This window comes from Hymenobacter fastidiosus, from assembly GCF_039539565.1.
In the GTDB taxonomy this organism is placed as follows: domain Bacteria; phylum Bacteroidota; class Bacteroidia; order Cytophagales; family Hymenobacteraceae; genus Hymenobacter; species Hymenobacter fastidiosus.
This window is the reverse complement of sequence record NZ_BAABDJ010000017.1, coordinates 61,195-81,151: the sequence shown is the minus strand read 5'-3', so window position 1 is coordinate 81,151 and position 19,957 is coordinate 61,195. Positions and strand designations below refer to the sequence as shown.

Below are 19,957 nucleotides of genomic sequence, written 5' to 3'. Positions count from 1 at the left end.
ATTCTTAATTCTTAATTCTTAATTCTTAATTCAATCGAAAGGTGGCTCCGCGGCAGAATTCTTAATTCTTAATTCTTAATTCAATCGAGATGATAGTGCCGCGGCCCAGGCGCGACTCTACCTTGAGCTCCCCACCCAGCAGGTCGATCCGGTTGCGGATGCCGGCCAGCCCGATGCCCGTGAGCGGAGCCTCCAGGTGCGCGGGGCTGATGCCGACGCCGTTGTCCTCCACCGATATGTGGAGGTCTGGCCCTTCGTGCACGACGTGAATGAAGACCTCACTGGCTTGGGCGTGCTTGATGATGTTGTTGAGCAGCTCCTGCACCACGCGGTACGTGGCAATTTCAATCAGGCGCGGGCGCGGCTTTTCCAGTCCGGCCAGGTTTAAGTGAAACCGCAGGTTCTGCTTGGGAATCCGCTTGCAGAGCTCCTCCAGGGCTATCTTCAGCCCAAAATCCTCCAGAATCCCCGGCGTCAGCTCGAAGGAGATAGTGCGCGTAGCCCGGATGGCGTCGTTGAGCAGGCTGATGGCCGTGGTACGGAACGGCGACACCGCGGCGGAGCGGTTTTCCAGGTTGAGCTTGGCGGCGTACAGCAGCTGACCCACGCCGTTGTGCAGGGCCTCGGCAATCCGTTTGCGCTCCTCTTCCTGAGTGGTCAGAATGGCCGACAGCACTTCCTGCTGCTGGCGTAGCTTCAGCCGGGTAGACTCTTCGGCCAGAGCCACCCGCTCGGTTACGTCCCGGATCAGAATCAGGCCGCCGTTCACCTCGTTCCCGGGGCCCAGCAGGGGTACCAGGTAAGATTCGTAGTGCCCCGGCTGAGGATGAAAAGGCAGGTTATAGCGCGTTACGCGCTGCCCCTGGAGTACCCGCCCGATGGCCTCCCCTTCGGCTTTGGCCTGCCATTCGGGAAATACCGCGAAGACGTCGCGGCCCAGCACGTCGGCGGCCCGGTGGCCGGTGCGCTGTTCCAGCACCCGGTTCCAGGCCAGAAACCGGCCCTGCTGGTTGAAGGCCATAATTCCGTCGACGCTGTTGTTGAGCAGGCTTTCAATCACTTCCTTTTCGGTTTGCAGCTGCTGCTTCTGCTCTTCTACCTCCGTCACGTCGATGACCAGCAGCGTGGCCTGCCGGCGCTGCTCATCGAAAAAGCCGTAGCCGTGAAAGTAAATCTGCCGGCCCGCGTACTCCACCGCCGTGTCGAACTCCACCCGCTCCCCGGCCAGCAGGCGCCCAACGGGAGTCCGGGCGGCGGGGAAAGTATCCAGGACATTCCTCCCGATCAGGGAATCGTTGGTCAGGCCGAGGTTGCGCAGCCCCTGCCCACCCGCTGCCACGTAGCGGCCATCGGGCTCCAGGCGGGCCAGCACCACGGGCATGGTTTCGAGCATGCGCTGCATGAGCAGGTTTTGGTAGCTCAGCTCCTCGGCGGCCTCGTGCTGGGCCGTCACGTCGCGCCACGTCATGTGCAGCAAGAGCTGCCCACTCACCGTAATCGGGGTCAGCACCGCCTCCACCCAGCAGAGCTCCCCCGACAGGCGGTACAGGGTAAACTCGCCCCGCCAGGAGCCCCGGTGCTGCGCCACCGCCACGGCCTGGGCGAAATACCCGGGGCTGGGCCTCCCATCGGGGTGGTGCGGGGAAGCCCGCGCCCAGGGAGAATGGCCCACCAGCTGCGTTTTCTGCCGGGCCCCCAGCAGCCCCAGGGCGGCGGCGTTGCAGGCTACTACTACGTTGTGGTGTACCAGCAGGCTGGCATCGGCGCTTTGCTCGAAGAGCTGCCGGAACCGGGCCTCGCTGGCGGCCAGCGCCTGGCGGGTTTCGCGGCGGGCCGTGGTATCGATGACGGCCAGCCGGCACTGGGGCTGCTCGGCGCCGGGGGGCGCCACGGCCAGCCCTTCGAGCTGGGCAAAGAAGGAAGTCCCGTCTTCCCGCAGCATTTCCAGCTCGCAGGTCTGGCGGGAGCCGGCGGCGAGCACCCGGGCCAGAAACCCGGCAAATTCTTCGCGGCCCGCCGGAGCTATGAACAGCGGAAAACGGTGGCCGATGAGGCGCTGGCGGACGGCGCCCAGCAGCGTGGCCCCGCTCAGGTTGAGCTGCCCGATCAGCCCGTGGGCATCCAGCGTAAAGTACCCGACCGGAGCAAAGTCGTAGAGGTCCACGTACTGGGCCCGCACGGCTTCGGTTTCGGCCTGGGCCCGCAGCAGCTCTTCGTACTGCATTTCGAGCTCAAGCTGATGGACCTGCAGCTCCTGTACCAGCCGCTGGACGTCCTGGGGACTTGTATCGCTAACCGCCTGCGTGACCAGCAGGCGCCGGGCCTCGGCCCGGCGCCGCAGCTCCAGCAACGCCGCATGGGCAGCGGACGACGAGGGTTCAGCAGTGCTCATGAGCCTGGTGCGTTGTGGATTCGGGTTAGCCCTCAGCAAAGAAAGCCCGCGGCTGGTACCAGGCCCTAACCGCGAAACAGCAGTTAGTTGTCCAGCTCTTTTATGCCCAGCAGAATCCGGTTGGTAGGATGCCCCTCGCTTTGCAGGCGGCGGCCGTAAACCAGCATGCGCCGCCGGCCCAGCCCCACAAAGTCGGCTTCGACCACCGTCTCGTCGAATTCGCTGGCGTCGGTGCTGAGCAGAGCCTGCAACTGCCCCCGCAGCTGGGAGCCTTGCCAGCCGCCCCCGGACAGCTCCCAGAATAGCCGGCCTTTCGTTTGCTCTGGCCCCAGCGCGAAATACCGGGTAAACGACCAGCTGGCGCTAACCACCCGCAGGCCTTCGTCGAGCACCACGAGCATTTCGCGCACCGTTTCCACGATGCCCTCCGCGAAGTGACTGCTGGCCTGCAGCTGTTCTTCCAGCCTTTTCAGCCCCGAGATGTCGGTGAAGGTGATGACGGTACCGCTGATGTAGTTGTCCAGGGTGCGGTAGGGCAGAATGCGCATCACGTACCACTCGCCGGCCAGGGTTTGAATGTTCACCTCCCGGCTCACCAGCCGGTCGAGGACCCCCTGCACGTCGCGGGCCAGATTTTCGTGGCGCAGATTGCTGGCAAAGTGGGTGATGGGACGGCCTACGTCGGTGGGCAGCAGCCGGATGATGCGCGCCACGGGCGGGGTGAAGCGCTTAATCAGCATGTTGTTGTCCAGGAAAATAGTCGCTATTTCCGTGGCATCCAGCAGATTCTTCATGTCGTTGGCCGCCTGGCTCAGCTCGTCCGACTTACTCAGGTACTGCGTATTCAACGTCATCAGCTCTTCGTTGAGGCTCTGCATTTCCTCCTTGTTGGTCATGGCCTCCTCATTGGTGCTTTGCAGCTCCTCGTTGGCGCTCTGCAGCTCCTCATTGGCGCTTTTCAGCTCTTCCAGGCTGGTTTCCATTTCCTCAATGGTCGTGTAGAGCCGGTGCTTGGTATGCTGCAGCTCCTTGTCCAGCGCGGCTACCGTACCGTCGCGGGCCGGGTCCGGTTCATGCTTTTCTTTCCCCAACCTTACCCTCCGGGGAGTGGACACTTCCTCGAAGGCGACCAGTAGCAGGCCGGCTACGCCCTCGGGCTCGTTCAGAAACTTCACCGTGAGGCGCAGCAGCTGGTGGCCGGCATCGGTTTTCACCTTCACGTTTTCTACCGTCACATCCTGGCGCTCGGTGGTGGCCCGGTGCACGGCCCCGCTGATTTCGAAGTTCAGCTCCTCGCGCGCCATTTCAAACAGGTTCATGGTCCCCAGCCCCGGAGCCGGCTCCAGGTAGCGCCCGGTGCGCCCGTGGATATAGAGAATTTCGCCTTTGGCGTTGATCAGGACCGCGGGCGGGCAGAAGGCCTGCATCAGGGTCTTCTGCACCAGCGCCGCAAACGGGCCGTCTTTGCCAGGTACGGGAGAGGTCATGGTACCGGTAGCGCTGGCCGGAGCCGCCGCGTGCCGCGCCAGAGAAAAAGGAAAGTTGAGGAGGCGACTGAACTGGGACGAAGCCTCGGTACGCCGCGACAGCTTCCACTTCACGTCGAGGGACAGGAACAGCTCCTGAAAGCCCGTCAGGTTTTCCGAGGGCCCCAGAAACAGCAGTCCCCCGGGATTCAGGGCGTAGTGAAACACGGGAATCAGGTTTTTCTGCAGCTCCGTCGAGAGGTAGATCAGCAGATTACGGCAGCACAGCAGGTCGAGCTTGGTGAACGGCGCATCTTTGTTGAGGTTGTGCAGGGCAAAGACCACCACGTCGCGGACCTGCTTGCGGATCTGGTACCCCCCGTCAGTGCGCTGAAAAAACCGCTGCAGCCGTTCCGGGCTCACATCCCCCGCGATGCTGTCGGAGTACAGGCCGGCGCGGGCCCATTCAATCCCCTCGGCGCTGATATCGGTAGCAAAGAGCTGAATCTTATGGTCCTGCCCGGCTTCCAGCTGGTCGAGGCATTCGAGCACCGTCATCGCCAGCGAATAGGCTTCCTCACCCGTCGAGCAGCCCGGGGCCCACACCCGGATGAAGCTGCCGGCGGGTTTCAGGCGCAGGACCGGCAAGAGGTGGTGCTGCAGCCGCTCAAAGGCTTCCGGGTCGCGGAAGAACTTGGTTACGCCAATCAGCAGCTCCTTGAATAAGGCTTCCACTTCCGCCGGGTTTTCCTGCAGGTAGCGCACGTAGTGGGTGAACTCGCGGATCTGGTGGGCATTCATGCGCCGCTCGATGCGCCGGAACACGGTGTTGCGCTTATACAGGCTGAAGTCGTGGCCGGTCCGGGCCCGGATCAGCAGAAAGATTTTCTGCAGGGCGTGGGCGGGCTTGGTCGCCGACTCGGCTACTTCGCGGAAGGGGCGGTTGGCAAAGGGCTGGTTGACGTATTCGAGCAGCTTGGCGGGCAGTTCATCCGCGGGCAGCACGTAGTCGACAAACTCGGTGGCAATAGCTGAGCGGGGCATGCTGTCGTACTCGGCCGTTTCGGGATCCTGCACCATCACCATCCCGAAGTTTTCCATCACCAGCTTCAGCCCAATGGTGCCATCGGAGCCCATCCCCGAGAAGATAATGCACACGGCCCGCTCCCGGGCGTCATTGGCCAGGCTCTGGTAGAAGAAATCGATGGGCAGCCGCCGGCCCCGCGGCTGGGTGGGCACGAACAACAGCAGCGTGCTGTGCAAAATCGACATTTCCTTGCCCGGCGGTATCACGTAAACGTGGTTCCGCCGCACCCGCATCCCATCTTGGGCCTCCGCTACCGGCATGCTGGTATAGCGCTGCAGGATGTGGGGCAGCTCCGATTCCGCCTCGGGGGCCAGATGCGACACCACCACGAACACCAGCCCGCTGCCGGGAGGCAGGTGACGGAAGAACTGCTCAAATCCTTCCAGCGAGCCCGCCGAGCCGCCCAGGCTCACAATCGTCAGCTTCTCCGACTCGCTTTCCGGGGGCCGCGCTCTCTGGCTCCGCGGGGCCACCCCGGCCGAAGCAGCCGGCAGCCCGTCGGGGGGGAGGGTAATCTGGATGCCGGGCTCGTTGGCCGGCGGGGGAGGAACTGGGGCGGTGGACATGGTAAAGACTAGGGAGGGAGACGAAACCTGCTCGGCGGCGCAGCCGGGGCCCACTGCCGCCCGGACTACCGCGGGTGCGCCGCCGATTCCGGATCTTCAAGCCGGGCCAGGAAGTTTTTTTAGCGTAGCCAAAGCTAACCACATTCTACTGCTCGCGGCGGGCCCCAAGCGCTTTTACGGAAAATAATGCGGCCGCGAAGGCCGCTTTGTCCGTAGTTGACCTCGGGCCGCGGGACAAACACGCTCGTCCTGTTTCTTCCCTTCTTCCTTATCCTTTAGGCGATGAACGATCATCATATCATTGTCATTGGCACCTCGGCCGGCGGAATGCCGGCGTTGTGCCAGCTGGTGGCCCAGCTCAACAATACCTTACCGGCCGCTGTGCTGGTCGTCCAGCACCTGGCACCCGATTCGTGGGGGGCGCACCTGGTAGAACGGATGGCCCGGCACACCTCCATGCGTTGTCAGCTGGCCGTCGACGGCACCCCTATTGAGTTGGGCAACATCTATCTGGCTCCCCCCGACCGCCACCTGCTGGTCCGTGACGGCCATATTCTTATTACCAGAGGCCCCCGGGAAAATCACTACCGCCCGGCGGTCGACTCGCTTTTTCGCTCGGCGGCGGCGTATTATAGTACCCGCGTGATTGGCGTAGTGCTCACGGGCATGCTCCATGATGGCACCGCCGGGCTGGAATTTATCAAGCGCTGCGGCGGGCGGGCCCTCGTGCAGGACCCGGCGGATGCGGAGTACCCCGGCATGCCCGAGAGTGCGCTGCACAACGTAGAAATAGATGACGTGCTGCCCATCTCGCTGATGGGGGCCCGGCTCGAAGAACTGGTATTTCAAAACGTCCAACCGGTCTGGCCCGTTCCAGAGGACATTAAGCTGGAGGCCGCTATCGCGGAAAGAGTTGTGGGAACCGGCACTACCGAAGAAGCAAGTCAGCTGGGCCATACGGTGCCCGTTACCTGTCCCGACTGCGGGGGCTCGCTCTGGCAGATGAAGCACGGGAAGATACTGCGCTACCGCTGCCACACCGGCCATGCCTTCACCGCTGACTCGCTGCTGAAGGAATCGCAGAAGTCGCTGGAGGAGTCGTTGTGGGTGGCCCTGCGCATGCTGGAGGAGCGCAAAACGCTGCTCACCAACATGGCCATCCGGGGCGAAGGCAGCTCAAACGGGTCGCAACAGGAGCGGATTGAAGAAATCAAAAAGCATATCAACCGCCTGCGCGAGTTCATGCTGAACGGAATGAGCAATTCGGCCGTCCCCGGCCCGCGACCTCCCGGCCCGGTGCTCACGCCCGACGACGACGATCTGGAGTTAGCGGCCGAAGCGTAGACCGACCTGGCGGCACGCCCGGTGTCAAGGTTTGCCGAAGCCCCACCGAAGTAATTTTCGGCGGGGCTTTTTTATTTTCCGGCTTCGTGGCTTCCTCTTCCGCCCGGGCGGGCGGGCAAAACATCCGCCGGGCCGGGCCGCTTTCCTACTGTTGCTCCTCTCTCTGCCCGCTATGAAACTTCTCTACAGCTACCTGCGCCACTACCGGGGCCTGCTGGCGCTGGCGCTGCTGCTGGCCGCCATCAACCAGATTTTTTCCCTGCTCGACCCCTACATCTTCCGGCAGATCATCGACCGCCACGTGGTGAAGGCCGGCGAAACGGTGTTTCACGCCGGTTTCTGGGCCTTCCTGACCGGCGGTGCGGGCGTGCTGATTCTCAAGGCCATGGGCGTGGCCATGGTGTCGCGCGTGGCCAAGAACTTCCAGGATTACTACGTCAACGTCATCACCCAGCGCCTCGGGGCCGAGCTGTACTCCGATGGCCTGCGGCATTCCCTGGAGCTGCCCTACCAGGTGTTTGAAGACCAGCGCTCGGGCGAAACCCTGGGCAAGCTCCAGAAAGTCCGTACCGACGTGGAGCGCCTAATCCAGAGCTTCGTCAACGTGCTGTTCATCTCCCTGGTCGGCATCATCTTCGTGGTCTGGTACGCCATCAGCGTGTACTGGCCCATCGCGGCGGTGTACTTTCTGACCATTCCTGTTCTAGGGTCGCTGAGCTTGTTTCTGAGCAAGCGCATCAAGGTGATTCAGAAAACCATCGTGGCCGAAACCACCGCCCTGGCCGGGTCCACCACCGAAAGCCTGCGCAATATTGAGCTGATCAAAAGCCTGGGGCTGGCCCAGCAGGAAACCAAGCGGCTGAGCGCCACCACCGGGAAAATACTGAAGCTGGAGCTGAAGAAGGTGCGCTACCTGCGGTCGTTGTCGTTCGTGCAGGGCACGTTTGTGAACCTGATGCGCAACGTGATTCTGCTCATGCTGCTCTACCTGGTGGTGCAGCAGATCATCACCGTGGGCGAGTTCTTCTCCTTCTTCATCTACTCCTTCGCCATTTTCGGGCCGTTGCAGGAAATGGGCAGCATCATCAACGTGTACCGCGAAACCGAGGCTTCCCTGGCCAACTTCCAGCTGATCCTGGCCACACCCAAGGACGTGAAGCCCGCCAACCCGCAAATGATTGAGCAGATCCGGACCCTGGCTTTCGACGACGTCCGGTTCAAGCACCTGTCGGCCTCCACTGCCGCCCTGGATGGCATTTCGTTCGACACCAGGCTGGGCGAAACCATTGCTTTCGTGGGGCCTTCGGGTTCGGGCAAAACTACGCTCGTCAAGCTGCTGGTGGGGCTCTACCCGCCCGCCAGCGGCCGGATCTGCTACAACGGCATCCCCGAAAATCAGATCGACCTCGACCAGCTGCGCGAGCAGATCGGCTTCGTGACCCAGGATACCCAGCTTTTCGCCGGCACCATCCGCGAAAACCTGCTATTCGTGGCACCCCAGGCTACCGACCAGGAATGCCTGCACGCCCTGCACCAGGCCGCCGCCGATGGGTTGCTGGCCCGCGCGCCCCTGGGCCTCGATACCGTTATCGGGGAAGGCGGGGTGAAGGTTTCGGGCGGCGAAAAGCAGCGGCTCAGTATTGCCCGCGCCCTGCTGCGCCGCCCTACCCTGCTCGTTTTCGACGAAGCCACGTCGTCGCTGGATTCGCTGACGGAGGAAGAAATCAGCACCACGGTGCGGGAGCTGTCGGGTTCGCGCCAGCACATCACCATCCTCATTGCCCATCGCCTGAGCACCATCCTGCACGCCGATAAGATCTTCGTCCTGGAGCGCGGCCACATTGCCGAACAGGGCCGGCACGAGGAATTGCTGGCCCAGAAAGGCCTGTATTACGCCATGTGGCGCCAGCAGATCGGCGAGCGGCCGGCCGCCGATATTTTGCCCGCCACCAAAAAGCTGGTCAAGGCGTAGCTGCAAACCCAGCGCGCCTGACCGGCTACGTCGCCAAACGAAAACAACCCCGCCGGCCCCTACTTTTTCACCATGCGCCCCCACCGGACGGTTGTGCCATCCGTCCACTCCACCAGATACAGGCCGGGACGCAGACCACTAACCCCGACCTCGGTCTGGTCAGCTGCCAGCGGGAGGCGCAGCCCGGCCTGGCCGGCCAGGTCGTAGAATATTAACCGGCCGGGGCCGCTGGGCCGCGGCACCAGCGCCCAAAGCTTATCATCCACGGGGTTCGGGTAGAGGTCGAGGCGGGTCAGGACCGGGCCGCGCACCGCCACCAGCGGGGAGTACTCCGTGCGGCCATCGACATCCACCTGCCGGAGCCGGTAGTAGCGTACCCCCACGAACGGCGTGGCATCCAGGAACTGGTAGGTGCGGCGCCCGCTGCTGCTGCCCGCCGCGGGCACGCGGTGTACTTCCGTCCAGCTCGCCGGGGCCGGGGTGGCATTGGCTTCCACCGCGAAAAAGGCGCTGTTGGTTTCGCTGGCGGTTGCCCAGGTAAGCCGGGTGCCCCGCCCCGGCTGGTAGGTGGCCGCAAAAGCCACCAGCTCTACGGGCAGCACGGTTGGGCAGTCCGGCGGAATAACGGCGGCCAGGGGCGGACTCAGCGCCGGGAAGGAAGCCGTGCAGGGGTTGCTGGCGCTGAACGCAAACACGTCGGTACCCCCGGCAATGTCACTATCCGGATCCAGGGTACGCTTGTTTACTGCCGGGGGCACGGCGAAGTTCATCACCGCGGCATTGTCGATGAGGTGGGTAAGCTGGGTGCCGTGGCCCAGCTCGTGCAGGGCCACGGTTTCAAAATCGAACTGCGCCCCGGTAGCCAGGGCCGGGCCAAATTGCCAGTTGGTACCGGTATTGAACGTGTAGTCCATTTCGACCAGCGAAAAGAAAACCTCGCCATTGATGCCGCAGCCGGAGTAATAGGCATTGGTGACGCCGAGCACCCCACTGGGCACTTCCCCGGCGGATCCGAAGCGCACCACGTTGCTGCCGTCACTCGCCGTGGCTTCGGCCGCCGCGGTGGCGCTGACTTCCCGGCGCAGGCGCGTGGCGCAGGCCCAGGTAGTCAGGGCCCGCCCGAACGACGCGGGCGCGCCGGCCCGGCTCGTGAAGCTGGGACTGTATTGCAGCGTATAGCCGCCCTGGCCGTCGTCGTTGATGAGCCGCGGCCGATTGGGCGTATCGCCGCCGCCCGCCAGCGTATTGATGAGGGCGTAGACGACGGTGAGGGCGGTGGGACTGTCGCCGGTTTCGTCGGTGTTGTTTGTGACGCGGAAAATGCCGGTGCCGGCCGTATTGCCCGTGCCGGCCCCAACGGCGCCTCCTACAATCAACGACGGCACCCGGACCTGAATCTGAGTCTCGGACCACAGCACGTAGTCGGTGGGGTTGGCACTGAGGTAGGTGCTGCCGCCGTTATCGGCGTTCGGAAAGCTCACGCGGCTGCGGCCCGGCGTAGCGCCAAAATTGCTGCCGTTGATGGTCAGGACGGAACCGGTGCCGGCGGTGAGAGCCTGGGGCGTAAAGCTGGTAATGATGGGCACGGCCGTGGGCCGGGCCAGCCGGGGCGCGTCCAGCAGCTCGTTGGGCCGCATCTGGCGGATGGCCTGGCCGGTGAGCTGCTGCAGGGCCGGATACAACGCTCCGGTGATGGAAGCATAGCGGGCAAAAGGCTCCGCGGCCGTGCCACGGGTCAGGTCGTAGCGGATAACGCCCTGCGGGCCCGCCTGCAGCCGATACAAACCCGCTTCGCCGGTGGCCGGGTCGGGCTCCAGTAAAAACACACCCTGCTCGGCCGGCCGTAAGCCGGCCGAGCTGCTGACCTCCTCCCGCCGCAAACCCAGCGTGCCGCCCGGCTCAGCCAGCCGCAGCTCCCCGGCCGGCAGCAGCCCCTGAAATACCTTGTACACCGTCAGCTCGCTCACCGTGAACAAGTGGTCATTCCGCCCGGCCAGCACCTGCTGCCGGCCCACGCTGGCTTCCACTATCAGCGGGGCGGCCGCCACCCGTTCGGGCAGCGGCACGGGCCGCAGCAGGCAGCCGGTCTGAGCCGCTACGGGCAAGGTCCCCAGCAGCACTACCAGCACCAGGAATCCAGCGCCGCCAAAGGGCGCGGGCAAGCAGCGGAGTAAACGCGTTTTCATGGTCGGGCACGTAAAAAGGTGAGATGCGCTGCCAAATAGCAGCAAGCGAAAAAGCGGGCGGGTGACTCCCGTGGCCAATCATTCCTGCGCGTCAAAGCACGAAGACTCCTCCCCTGACGTTTAGCCCCTGAAGCTCGTCTTTGGCTGCCCAGGCTGTTTAAAGCTGAATTCTGGCCGAGTTATTGATTTACGTCTCGCCTACCAAAAGGATACCCGAATGCCCCTCAACCGCCTCTTTCGCCGTACTCCGGGCCTGTTGCTGGCCGCCTGGCTCGTTCTTACCGGTAGCACCCCGGCCCAGTCGGCCGCGGGCCCCCGCGACGTACTCCGGGAAATCACTGATGTGGTAGGCCTGAAGCCCCGCTTCGAGCTGCGCGCCACCACGGCCGTCCAGAATGCCGCCGCCGTGGTCTACGACGGGCACCGCTACCTGCTCTACAATCCGCAGTTTGTGGCTACCGTGAACCGGGCCGGCCGCACCGACTGGGCTGGCATCAGCATTCTGGCCCACGAAATGGGGCACCACCTCAACGGCCACACGCTGCTGGCCGGCGGCAGCAAACCCGCCGATGAGTTGGAGGCCGACGAGTTCTCGGGCTTCGTACTGCGCAAGATGGGGGCCAGCCTGGCCGAATCCCAGGCCGCCATGGCCGTCATTTCTGATGACGCGGCTTCGCTCACGCACCCGGGCCGGGCCAACCGCCTCACGGCCATCAGCCAAGGCTGGCAGCAGGCCAACAACCAGATTGCCGCCAGCTCCCGCACGACGGCGCCTTCTGCCGCGCCGGTAGCCTTAGCCAGCCGACCGCCCCAGCGGACCGCTTCGGCGGAGCCGCTGAGCGTAGTGGGTAAAATCACCTTCCGGGCCAACCCCGCCGAGTCGTACTACCTCACCAACCGGCTCAACGTGATGAAGGTAGACGCCGATAGCGGGACGGCAAAACTGGTCGGCCGGCTCACCCGCTCGTCGAACACCAGCTTCCCCTACGTTCTGGTCGATGGTCAGGAGCGCCACCTCTACGTGAGTGCCCGCGGGGGCGTATTTAACCCCCAGGGCCAGCAGGTAGGCCTGCTTTCCGATCCGTCATAAGCTTTCCGGGACTGCCGCAGGGAGCAGAGCCCAGGACAGTACTGGTTAAGCACTACCCATTTTTCAACGTCTGAAGCCCTCTACCGACCATTGGTAGAGGGCTTTACTTATTTGCGGGCCTGACCACTCCCGGAAAATCGCCTTTCGTCGGTTCAGACTGACCGGTATCACCGAGTTGGGTTATGTAGGGCCGTGCTACCTTGCCGGCTCAATCTCAAACCACCGCCATGCCCGCTTCCTACCCGTTTCTGCTCGTCGATGCCTTCACTCAGACCGCGCTGGGCGGCAACCCCTGCGCCGTGGTGCTCGATGCCGACGACCTGACGCCGGAAGTCATGCAGCGACTGGCGCGGGAGTTCAACCAGTCGGAAACGGCTTTTGTGCGCCGCTCGGCTACGGCTGACTTTGGGGTACGCTACTTCACGCCGGCGGAGGAAATCCCGCTGGCCGGTCACCCTACTATTGCTACTGTCGCGGCCCTGCTCCACACCGGTCGCCTCCCTCTGACAGGGGCCAATACTACGCTCCAGCTGGAGCTGCTCGAAGGCCCGATCCGGGTGGACGTAGCGGCCCCGGCCAGCCCGAACGAGTGGCCCCAGGTGCTGATGACCCAGCGGCGCCCGGTATTCGGCACCCTCCACGACCCGGCCGTAGTGCTGCCCCTGTTCGGGCTCACGCCCGACGACCTGCACCCTGGTTCGGTCATCCAGACCGTGAGCACCGGCACGCCTCAGCTCATGCTGTTGCTGCGTGACCACGAAGCGCTGCGCCGGGCTCATATTCCCGATACCGCTGCCTTCGCCCGCTACCGCGCCGCCAGCGACTTTTTCAGCCCGCACCTGTTCTGCCTGGGCGGGGCCACCGCGGCCGGACAGACGTTTGCCCGCCATTTCGGTACTCCCCCCGATATTGCGGAAGACCCCGTAACCGGCTCCGCCACGGGCGGCATGGCGGCCTATCTGTGGCACTACGGTTACGTTCCGAACCCGGACTTTGTGGCTGAGCAGGGCCATTGGATGGGACGAGCCGGAGCGGTACAGGTACGCATCGTTGGCCCGCGCGAAGCCATTGAAGCAGTCCAGATCGGCGGCACGGGAGTGGTGGTGGTGGAAGGCCGGCTGACGGTATAGCCTTTACCTGTTCTGCGCGGCATCTCGCTGGCAAAACAACCGGGTTTCCAGCCATGAAAAGCCCGGCCTACGGCAACTCCTCTTGTCCTTACCCAAATCCTGAGCGGGCTTGCCCGGATGTGCTTCCCGCAGGGTCCCGCAGGGGTAGAGCGCAGTGTCTCGCAGTGCCATTCAGCAACGACACGGCAAGACACTGCGCTTTAACACTGCGCGACCCTGCGTGAAAGCTTCATTGCAGCCGCTGGAAAAGATGTGGGGAAGGACAAGCCCACGGCAACTCCCCAGGGCACCCTACTGTTTAGGAGTAGTAATTGAGAAGTCCAAAGTGGGCCTTCTCAGTCCATCTTTTCCTTTTCAGCCTCTCCCGTGCCCGAGCTACCCGAAGTCGAAACCTACCGTCGTTTTCTGGACGAAATCATTCTGCACCAGCCCATCACCGCTTTTGAAGTGCGCGACGCGCACGTCCTGGGTACTGATGAGGACACGCTGCGCCGCAATCTGGTGGGCCAGCAGGTAACCGCCACCCGCCGCATCGGCAAAAACTGCTTTCTGGAGCTGAGCAACGGCACGGCCCTGGCTCTGCACTTCGGCATGACCGGCGACGTGGGCGCCTACCGCGACGACCACGATGCGCCGCGCTTCACCCGCGCCGCCCTGCACCTGGCCGACGGCCTGCGCGTAGCCTTCATCGATCCGCGTAAGTTTGGCCGGATCCGGCACACCGGCAGCGTAGCGCAGTATCAGCAGGCCAAAAAACTAGGGCCTGATGCGCTGGACGTAACGGCCGCGCATCTGCAGCAGGTGCTGGGGTCGAAGAAATCCATGATCAAGCCGCTGCTGCTCGACCAAAGCGTGACGGCGGGCCTCGGCAACTGGATTGTTGATGAGGTATTGTTCCAGGCCAGGATTCACCCGGAGCGGCGGAGCAATACGCTTTTGGCCAAGGAGTTCAAGGCTATCCACGCCGCTATTCAGCTGGTGCTAACCACCGCCATTACCCATGAGGCTACTTATCGTCGTTTCCCGGCGTCCTTCCTGATCCATGCCCGGGAGTGGGATACATCGGCCACCCCAGGCACGGAGCAGCATCACTGCTGCCCCCGGCACTCGAAAACCGAGATAGCAAAAAGCTACGTTGGTGGTCGGGCAACCTATATCTGCCCGCGGTGCCAGCCCGTTCCCGACCCATTAAAATAATACTAATCCATCTTCTCAAAACCCTTCTCAAAATCTATCGGGAAGGGTTTTTATTTGCGCAAGTTTACTGAAACACAAAATCTTATGTTTGATTTACCAAGTTTAACTTTCTTAATATAATATTTCAATAATTGTCTTTTTCCGCGATATTCTGAATTATGTTTTTTACCTTTGAAGCAGGATCACCGCTCAAAGGTCAGGGCAGGGAAGGATACGGGGTTGTTGGGAAAAGAAAGTGGATTGCCTATGCCACATGGTTACTACGCGTTTTTGCGTGCTGTTTCATTCACCTTAATTGTTGTCATGAAGAGAATGTCCTTTTTGCTGGGATTGGCTGCTGCCGCCCTGTCGTTTACCTCGTGTCAGAAAGAATTGGATCAGGTGCTGCCCGCGACCCAGGAATCTGCCGCCGCGCTAACCCAGTCTAAAAACGACTTGCTGACGGCCAGCCCCTGGCATCTGGCCGCCTTAACCAGCAGTGTTGCGGCCACTGCCTCCCAGGAGGCTGGCACCGTTGATATGCTGGCCCGCCTCAAGCCCTGGGTCCGCGACAACGTATTCACCTACGCCGCCGGAGGCAGCTACACCGCCAACGAAGCGGAAATCAAAATTCATCCTCAGACCCCGCAGCAGCTGACCGGCACCTGGCAGCTCAGCGCGCCCGGGGATTCGCTGACCGTGACCCAGGAAAATGTAGCTCGTCATTATGCCGTAGCCGAGCTGACGGGTAGCACCCTGCGCCTGAACTACACTCAGGCCGGCAAAACTACTTCGAGCGTGTACTCCCACTAGTTTTCTGTGGTTTACCCCCAAAAAAAACCACCCTGCCTTGCTGGCAGGGTGGTTTTTTTTGAGCTATTGGCGCGCTCCTGGCCATATAATCGGCGAATAGCGAGGAGACGTTACCGCTGATTATTCCTCAGCTCGGCTTTCCGCGTGAGCGTAGTGAGCCAGGAGTCCGTGAGGGCCGACTCACTTTCTGAGCCCCGGCGGCGCTCGTTGCCCACGACGTCGGTGGGACCGGGCAACGTGCGGTTGGCCCAGCTGAGCAGATTGGCCGTGGTGCCGGGCAGCAGGCCGTGGAAAGCCGCCAGCAGCTTGGCGGGCAGCCCCAGAATAACCTCGGCGTCGCCCCGGCGGCAGGCGTTCCAGATCAGGCGGCCGGCGCTTTCGGCATCCATCGAAATGACCGGCAGCGAGTCGGCAATGCTGAAAGCGGCGTACTCTTTTTCGTGCTGACCCTTCACCATGGCATTGCGGGGGCTGCCGGTGCGCATCAGGCCGGGGCACACGGTGGTCACCTGAATTCCGTACTGCAACAGCTCGGCGCGGAAGCCTTCCGAGAGGCCTACCAGCGCAAACTTGCCGGCGCTATAGGGCACCAGATGAGGCACGGCTACCTTGCCGCCTACCGAGGCAATGTTCACGATTTTGCCTTCGCCCCGCCGCCGCATGGCGGGCAGCACGGCCAGCATGGCGTGCAGCGGGGCCCAGAAATGCACGTCGAGCGACTCTTCGTAGTCGCGCACTTCCATGTGGTCGAGCGGGCCGGCCGTGATGATGCCGGCGTTGTTGATGAGCACGTCGATGGGGCCCAGCTGCTGCCCGACTTCGGCCACCAGGGTGCGTACGTCGGTGGCGTCCGAGAGGTCCCGGACCAGGGTCATCACCTCCGCGCCGTGGACGGAGAGTTCCTGCCGGGCGCGTTCCAGCTCATCCGCGTCGCGGGCGCAGATGGCCACGCGGGCACCTTCGGCCACGGCCTGCCGGGCCAGGATGAGCCCCAGCCCCCGGGAGCCCCCGGTGATGAGCACCACGCGGCCGCGCAGGTCGTAGGAGCCGCGGCGGTTAACGAAAAGGGTGGCGGCCGCCAGCAGGGCCCCAGCCCCGGCCGCGGCCAGCCAGTTGTTTCGGGTTTCTCGCTTCATAGTGCTATGTAAGCAAACCCGCCCGGAAAGGTTACGCCGTCCTCCCACCTGATTTTTCCGGCCGTCTATCCGAAATAGCCCCAACTTGTCGTTCATGCCGGGGAAACGCCCTTTTTGGCATCATATTTACACGGAAAACCTGCTGCGTCTGGGCCAACCTCAGCCGCTTCCCCTCTCTGCTTACCCTGTTTCTCTCTATGAAAACTTTCCTGCTCACCTCCTGCGCCGTACTGGCGGCGGCTGCCGCTCAGGCTCAGACGACCCCGGTCAAGACTAAAACCAAAACCGAAACGGCGGCGGCCACGGTGAAAACCAAGACCAAAGCTCCTGCTTCGGCCCCGGCCACACCCAAGCCGGTCCCGACGCCGCCGTCCGAAAAGGTGGAGGCTAAAGCCACGGCCCTCACGGCCAACATGCGTCAGGCGCTGAATCTGACGCCGGCCCAGGCCGAGAAGGTGCAGCAGCTCAACGTGACGAGTGTGCGCAACGTGGAAACCGCCCGCCTGCAATACCGCACCGATCTGCGCAAGCTCAACGCTATCATCAACGACATCGGCCAGTCGCGGCTGGCCGGGCTGAAGGACGTGCTGACGGCCGACCAGTTTGCCCGCTACCAGCGCAAGCGGGAGGAGAAAATGGGTATTCAGAACACCCCCGGCAATCAGGGCAACCCCGTCCCCGGCCTGCCAGGCAACGGAAACGAGTAGCTGATTTTCTTGCGGCGGTTATCCCTGGCTCGGCTCAGACTCGACTCAGGATAACCGCCGAAAAGCGCCCCGTTTGCCGCTCATCAGTCTGCCTACGCCCGGAAGGTTTCGTAGCCCAGCTTGAGGATGATGCCGCAGACCACCACCAGGAACAGGACCCGCACGAAGCCGGTGCCGCGCTGCAGGGCCACTTTGGCCCCCAGTGCCGAGCCCAGCGTGTTGCAGACGGCCATGGGCAGCGCTACCTTATACAGGATCTGATTGGTAAAGGCGAAGTAGGCGACGCCGGCCAGGTTGGTGGCCACGTTCACCAGCTTGGCCGAGGCGGAAGCGGTGAGGAAGTCGTAGCCGAACAGGCCCACGAAGGCAAACAGCAGAAAGCTGCCGGTGCCCGGGCCAAAGAAGCCGTCGTAGAAACCCAGCCCCAAGCCAACGGCAACCCCGTAGAGCGGCTCGCGGTTGGCGGGCAGGCGCGGGGCGTGAATAGCGCCGAAATCCTTGCGCCAGAAGGTGTAGAGGGCAATAACGACCAGCAACCCCAGCACCAGCGGCCGTACCAGCCCGGCCGGCAGCAGGCTGACCACCCGCGCCCCCAGAAACGAAAACAGCGCCGCCGTAATGGCCGCCGCACCCACGGCCCGCCACCGGATGGGCACCTGGCCGGCGTAGCGCCGCAGCGCCGTAGCGGTGCCGGCCAACGACGAAACCTTGCCGGTTCCCAAAATAGTCGGGACCGGCACGCCGGGCAGCAGCAGCAGCATGGCCGGCAGCTGAATCAGCCCGCCGCCCCCCACGATGGAATCGATGAAGCCCGCCAGGAAGGCAAACAGGCAGAGCAGAATCAGCGTGGTGGTAATCATAACTGAGGTTACGCCGGGTGAGGGGGTTGCCGGCGGTTAGAAGCTGGGAGTTAGGAGTTGAGGAAGCCGGGGTTAAAAGATGAAGGAACGAAACGCGCGCCAAGGCAGACGCGTCTTACCTCGGCAACCTGCTCGTATTCTGCCTTCCAGCTCCTAACTTCCAGCTCCTCAAACCGGGTTTCCGTAATGCCCCGCGGAACCGCAGATCATAAAAAGGGCCGGGGGCAACCGGGGGCGAAGATATGGCGGCGCGCCGGACCGGGCCGGATAAATTCCGGGCGGCGCGTCAACTCCACCGGGCCAGGGCCCGTACCTTCGTTCGGCCTTCCCTGCTCTGCTGCTTCATGACTTCTGCTTCTATCCCGACGGCGTCCGCGCCCGCGGTGCTGCCCCACCGCACCAAGCTGCTGACCCTGGCCGGCGTACTGCTGGCGTTGTTCCTGGGCTCCCTCGATCAGACTATCGTGTCGACCGCCCTGCCCCGCATCGTGGCCGACCTGCACGGGTTCGACCGGTTTACGTGGGTAGCCACGGCCTACCTGGTGGCCAGCACGGCCCTGGTGCCGGTGTATGGCAAGCTGGCCGATATGTACTCGCGCCGCGCCATCGAAGTCACCGCTATTCTGATATTCCTGGCCGGCTCGGCCCTGTGCGGCTTAGCCGGGGAGTTCGGGACGCTGCCCGTACTGGGCGACGGCATGAGCCAGCTCATCATCTTCCGGGCCGTGCAGGGCCTGGGCGGCGCGGGGCTGTTTGCCATGGCCTTCATCGTTATTGCCGACTTGTTTACGCCCGCGGAGCGCGGACGCTACCAGGGTTTTGTGGGGGCCACGTTCGGCCTGTCGTCGGTACTGGGGCCGTTTCTGGGCGGCCTGCTTACCGACCACGGCACGGGTCTGGTCCCGGGTATTGCCGGGTGGCGGCTGGTGTTCTACGTGAACCTGCCGCTGGGCCTGCTGGCGCTGTGGTTTATTCTGGCCAAGATGCCCCGGCTGAAGCCCCGCGGCGAAAAGCAGCCGCTGGACTACCTCGCGGCCCTGCTGCTGATGACCGGGCTGGTACCCCTGATCATCGCTTTACAGCTGAATAAGGCCGAGTACGCCTGGGCTTCGCCGACTACGCTGGGGCTGCTTGCAGTTTCGGCAGCCTCGCTGCTGCTGTTCGTATTTCGCTCGTTGCGGGCCACCAACCCCATTCTGGACCTCAGCCTGTTTCGTAACCACGTCTTCCGGCCGGCCATCATTGCCGTATTTCTTCTGGGGGGCTCTTTTCTGAGCCTCGTCATCTTCGAGCCCGTGTTCATGATCAACGTGCTGGGGGTGACGGCTACCAGGGCCGGGGTGAGTCTGATTCCGCTGTCGTTGGGCGTGGTGCTGGGCTCGATGCTGGCCGGACGCATGGTGTCGCGCTACGGCCACTATAAGCGCTGGATGCTGGGTGGCGGACTGGTCCTGCTGGGCGGGCTCCTGCTGCTGGGCACTATGCCTGTTACGGTTTCCTACGGGCAGGTATTGAGCTACGTCCTGCTCTGCGGCCTGGGCCTGGGTCCTACCATGCCGCTCTACACCCTGGCTATTCAGAATGCCATCGAGCCGCGCTTTATGGGCCAGGCGACGTCAGCCAGCCAGTTTTTCCGGCAGATTGGCGGCGCTATTGCCGCGGCCCTGTTCGGCACGGTGCTCACCATGAGTCTGGCCGGGCCGCTGTCGGCAGCGGCTCCCGCCAAGGCTCCCGCGCTTCAGCACCAGCTGGTAACTCATGGGGCGGAACTGCCAGCGGGAGCCGGCTCGGATAGCCCGGCACCCCTGACGCCAGCGCTGAAAGCCGCGTTTGCCCAGGCTATTTCGCGCATCTACCTGTGCACCATGGCGCTGGTGGCGGCGGGGTTGGTGGCGTCGCTGTTTATTCCCGAGCTACCGTTGCGACGGTCCCACCAGGGGGCCGCCCCGGCGGAGTAAACTAATTGCGGCCGTTGAGCTGTTTGCCAGATTCTGAGCCCCGTCGCGGGTTCTTCACTCCCGTCTTCTCCCCC

General features: G+C 63.3%; 13 protein-coding genes. 8 read left to right on the top strand and 5 right to left on the bottom strand.

Annotated features, from left to right (window positions below):
* Positions 1–61 precede the first annotated feature (61 nt).
* Together ABD833_RS10545 and ABD833_RS10540 are read right to left on the bottom strand one after the other, a co-directional pair.
* A complete protein-coding gene (locus ABD833_RS10545) occupies positions 62–2,392 on the bottom strand; it encodes a sensor histidine kinase (RefSeq protein ID WP_345072861.1) in 2,331 nt (776 codons plus the stop codon).
* A gap of 83 nt (positions 2,393–2,475) precedes the next feature.
* Positions 2,476–5,511 (bottom strand): CheR family methyltransferase, encoded by a 3,036-nt coding sequence (locus tag ABD833_RS10540; RefSeq protein ID WP_345072860.1) that lies wholly within the window; start codon positions 5,509–5,511, stop codon positions 2,476–2,478.
* A 282-nt stretch (positions 5,512–5,793) separates the two neighbouring features.
* On the opposite strand from ABD833_RS10540, the gene ABD833_RS10535 reads away from it, so the two are divergent.
* Together ABD833_RS10535 and ABD833_RS10530 are read left to right on the top strand one after the other, a co-directional pair.
* Positions 5,794–6,855, top strand: a complete 1,062-nt coding sequence (locus ABD833_RS10535) for a chemotaxis protein CheB (protein WP_345072859.1) — start codon at positions 5,794–5,796, stop codon at positions 6,853–6,855.
* Between the two features lie 172 nt (positions 6,856–7,027).
* Entirely contained in the window at positions 7,028–8,827 is a 1,800-nt protein-coding gene (locus tag ABD833_RS10530; RefSeq protein WP_345072858.1) for an ABC transporter ATP-binding protein, read from the top strand.
* Between the two features lie 59 nt (positions 8,828–8,886).
* On the opposite strand, the gene ABD833_RS10525 is transcribed toward ABD833_RS10530, so the two are convergent.
* A complete protein-coding gene (locus ABD833_RS10525; RefSeq protein WP_345072856.1) occupies positions 8,887–11,013 on the bottom strand; it encodes an IPT/TIG domain-containing protein in 2,127 nt (708 codons plus the stop codon).
* 217 nt (positions 11,014–11,230) lie between these two features.
* On the opposite strand from ABD833_RS10525, the gene ABD833_RS10520 reads away from it, so the two are divergent.
* The 4 genes from ABD833_RS10520 (at position 11,231) to ABD833_RS10505 (ending at position 15,222) form a co-directional block, all read left to right on the top strand.
* Positions 11,231–12,103: a M48 family metalloprotease gene (locus ABD833_RS10520; protein WP_345072855.1), complete on the top strand. Its 873-nt coding sequence runs from the start codon at positions 11,231–11,233 to the stop codon at positions 12,101–12,103.
* A 227-nt stretch (positions 12,104–12,330) separates the two neighbouring features.
* A complete protein-coding gene (locus ABD833_RS10515; RefSeq protein ID WP_345072854.1) occupies positions 12,331–13,233 on the top strand; it encodes a PhzF family phenazine biosynthesis protein in 903 nt (300 codons plus the stop codon).
* 366 nt (positions 13,234–13,599) lie between these two features.
* On the top strand, positions 13,600–14,430 hold the full coding sequence (mutM, locus tag ABD833_RS10510) for a DNA-formamidopyrimidine glycosylase (protein ID WP_345072853.1): 831 nt from the start codon (positions 13,600–13,602) through the stop codon (positions 14,428–14,430).
* Between the two features lie 303 nt (positions 14,431–14,733).
* Positions 14,734–15,222 carry a hypothetical protein gene (locus ABD833_RS10505; RefSeq protein ID WP_345072851.1) on the top strand — a complete coding sequence of 163 codons (489 nt, stop codon included), beginning with the start codon at positions 14,734–14,736 and terminating at the stop codon, positions 15,220–15,222.
* 110 nt (positions 15,223–15,332) lie between these two features.
* Here ABD833_RS10505 and ABD833_RS10500 read toward each other — a convergent pair whose 3' ends face one another.
* On the bottom strand, positions 15,333–16,358 hold the full coding sequence (locus ABD833_RS10500; RefSeq protein WP_345072850.1) for an SDR family NAD(P)-dependent oxidoreductase: 1,026 nt from the start codon (positions 16,356–16,358) through the stop codon (positions 15,333–15,335).
* 197 nt (positions 16,359–16,555) lie between these two features.
* On the opposite strand from ABD833_RS10500, the gene ABD833_RS10495 reads away from it, so the two are divergent.
* Positions 16,556–17,065: a hypothetical protein gene (locus ABD833_RS10495; protein WP_345072848.1), complete on the top strand. Its 510-nt coding sequence runs from the start codon at positions 16,556–16,558 to the stop codon at positions 17,063–17,065.
* A 92-nt stretch (positions 17,066–17,157) separates the two neighbouring features.
* Here ABD833_RS10495 and ABD833_RS10490 read toward each other — a convergent pair whose 3' ends face one another.
* Positions 17,158–17,925 carry a sulfite exporter TauE/SafE family protein gene (locus ABD833_RS10490; protein WP_345072847.1) on the bottom strand — a complete coding sequence of 256 codons (768 nt, stop codon included), beginning with the start codon at positions 17,923–17,925 and terminating at the stop codon, positions 17,158–17,160.
* Positions 17,926–18,269: 344 nt separating this feature from the next.
* On the opposite strand from ABD833_RS10490, the gene ABD833_RS10485 reads away from it, so the two are divergent.
* Positions 18,270–19,883, top strand: coding sequence for an MDR family MFS transporter (locus tag ABD833_RS10485; protein ID WP_345072846.1), 1,614 nt, complete (start codon positions 18,270–18,272; stop codon positions 19,881–19,883).
* Positions 19,884–19,957 lie beyond the last annotated feature (74 nt).

Excerpts from the sequence above, each read along its gene's own strand:
- ABD833_RS10545 (WP_345072861.1), bottom strand. The coding sequence starts at position 2,392 with ATGAGCACTGCTGAACCCTCGTCGTCCGCTGCCCATGCGGCGTTGCTG.
- ABD833_RS10540 (WP_345072860.1), bottom strand. The coding sequence starts at position 5,511 with ATGTCCACCGCCCCAGTTCCTCCCCCGCCGGCCAACGAGCCCGGCATC.
- ABD833_RS10535 (WP_345072859.1), top strand. The coding sequence starts at position 5,794 with ATGAACGATCATCATATCATTGTCATTGGCACCTCGGCCGGCGGAATG.
- ABD833_RS10530 (WP_345072858.1), top strand. The coding sequence starts at position 7,028 with ATGAAACTTCTCTACAGCTACCTGCGCCACTACCGGGGCCTGCTGGCG.
- ABD833_RS10525 (WP_345072856.1), bottom strand. The coding sequence starts at position 11,013 with ATGAAAACGCGTTTACTCCGCTGCTTGCCCGCGCCCTTTGGCGGCGCT.
- ABD833_RS10520 (WP_345072855.1), top strand. The coding sequence starts at position 11,231 with ATGCCCCTCAACCGCCTCTTTCGCCGTACTCCGGGCCTGTTGCTGGCC.
- ABD833_RS10515 (WP_345072854.1), top strand. The coding sequence starts at position 12,331 with ATGCCCGCTTCCTACCCGTTTCTGCTCGTCGATGCCTTCACTCAGACC.
- ABD833_RS10505 (WP_345072851.1), top strand. The coding sequence starts at position 14,734 with ATGAAGAGAATGTCCTTTTTGCTGGGATTGGCTGCTGCCGCCCTGTCG.
- ABD833_RS10500 (WP_345072850.1), bottom strand. The coding sequence starts at position 16,358 with ATGAAGCGAGAAACCCGAAACAACTGGCTGGCCGCGGCCGGGGCTGGG.
- ABD833_RS10495 (WP_345072848.1), top strand. The coding sequence starts at position 16,556 with ATGAAAACTTTCCTGCTCACCTCCTGCGCCGTACTGGCGGCGGCTGCC.
- ABD833_RS10490 (WP_345072847.1), bottom strand. The coding sequence starts at position 17,925 with ATGATTACCACCACGCTGATTCTGCTCTGCCTGTTTGCCTTCCTGGCG.
- ABD833_RS10485 (WP_345072846.1), top strand. The coding sequence starts at position 18,270 with ATGACTTCTGCTTCTATCCCGACGGCGTCCGCGCCCGCGGTGCTGCCC.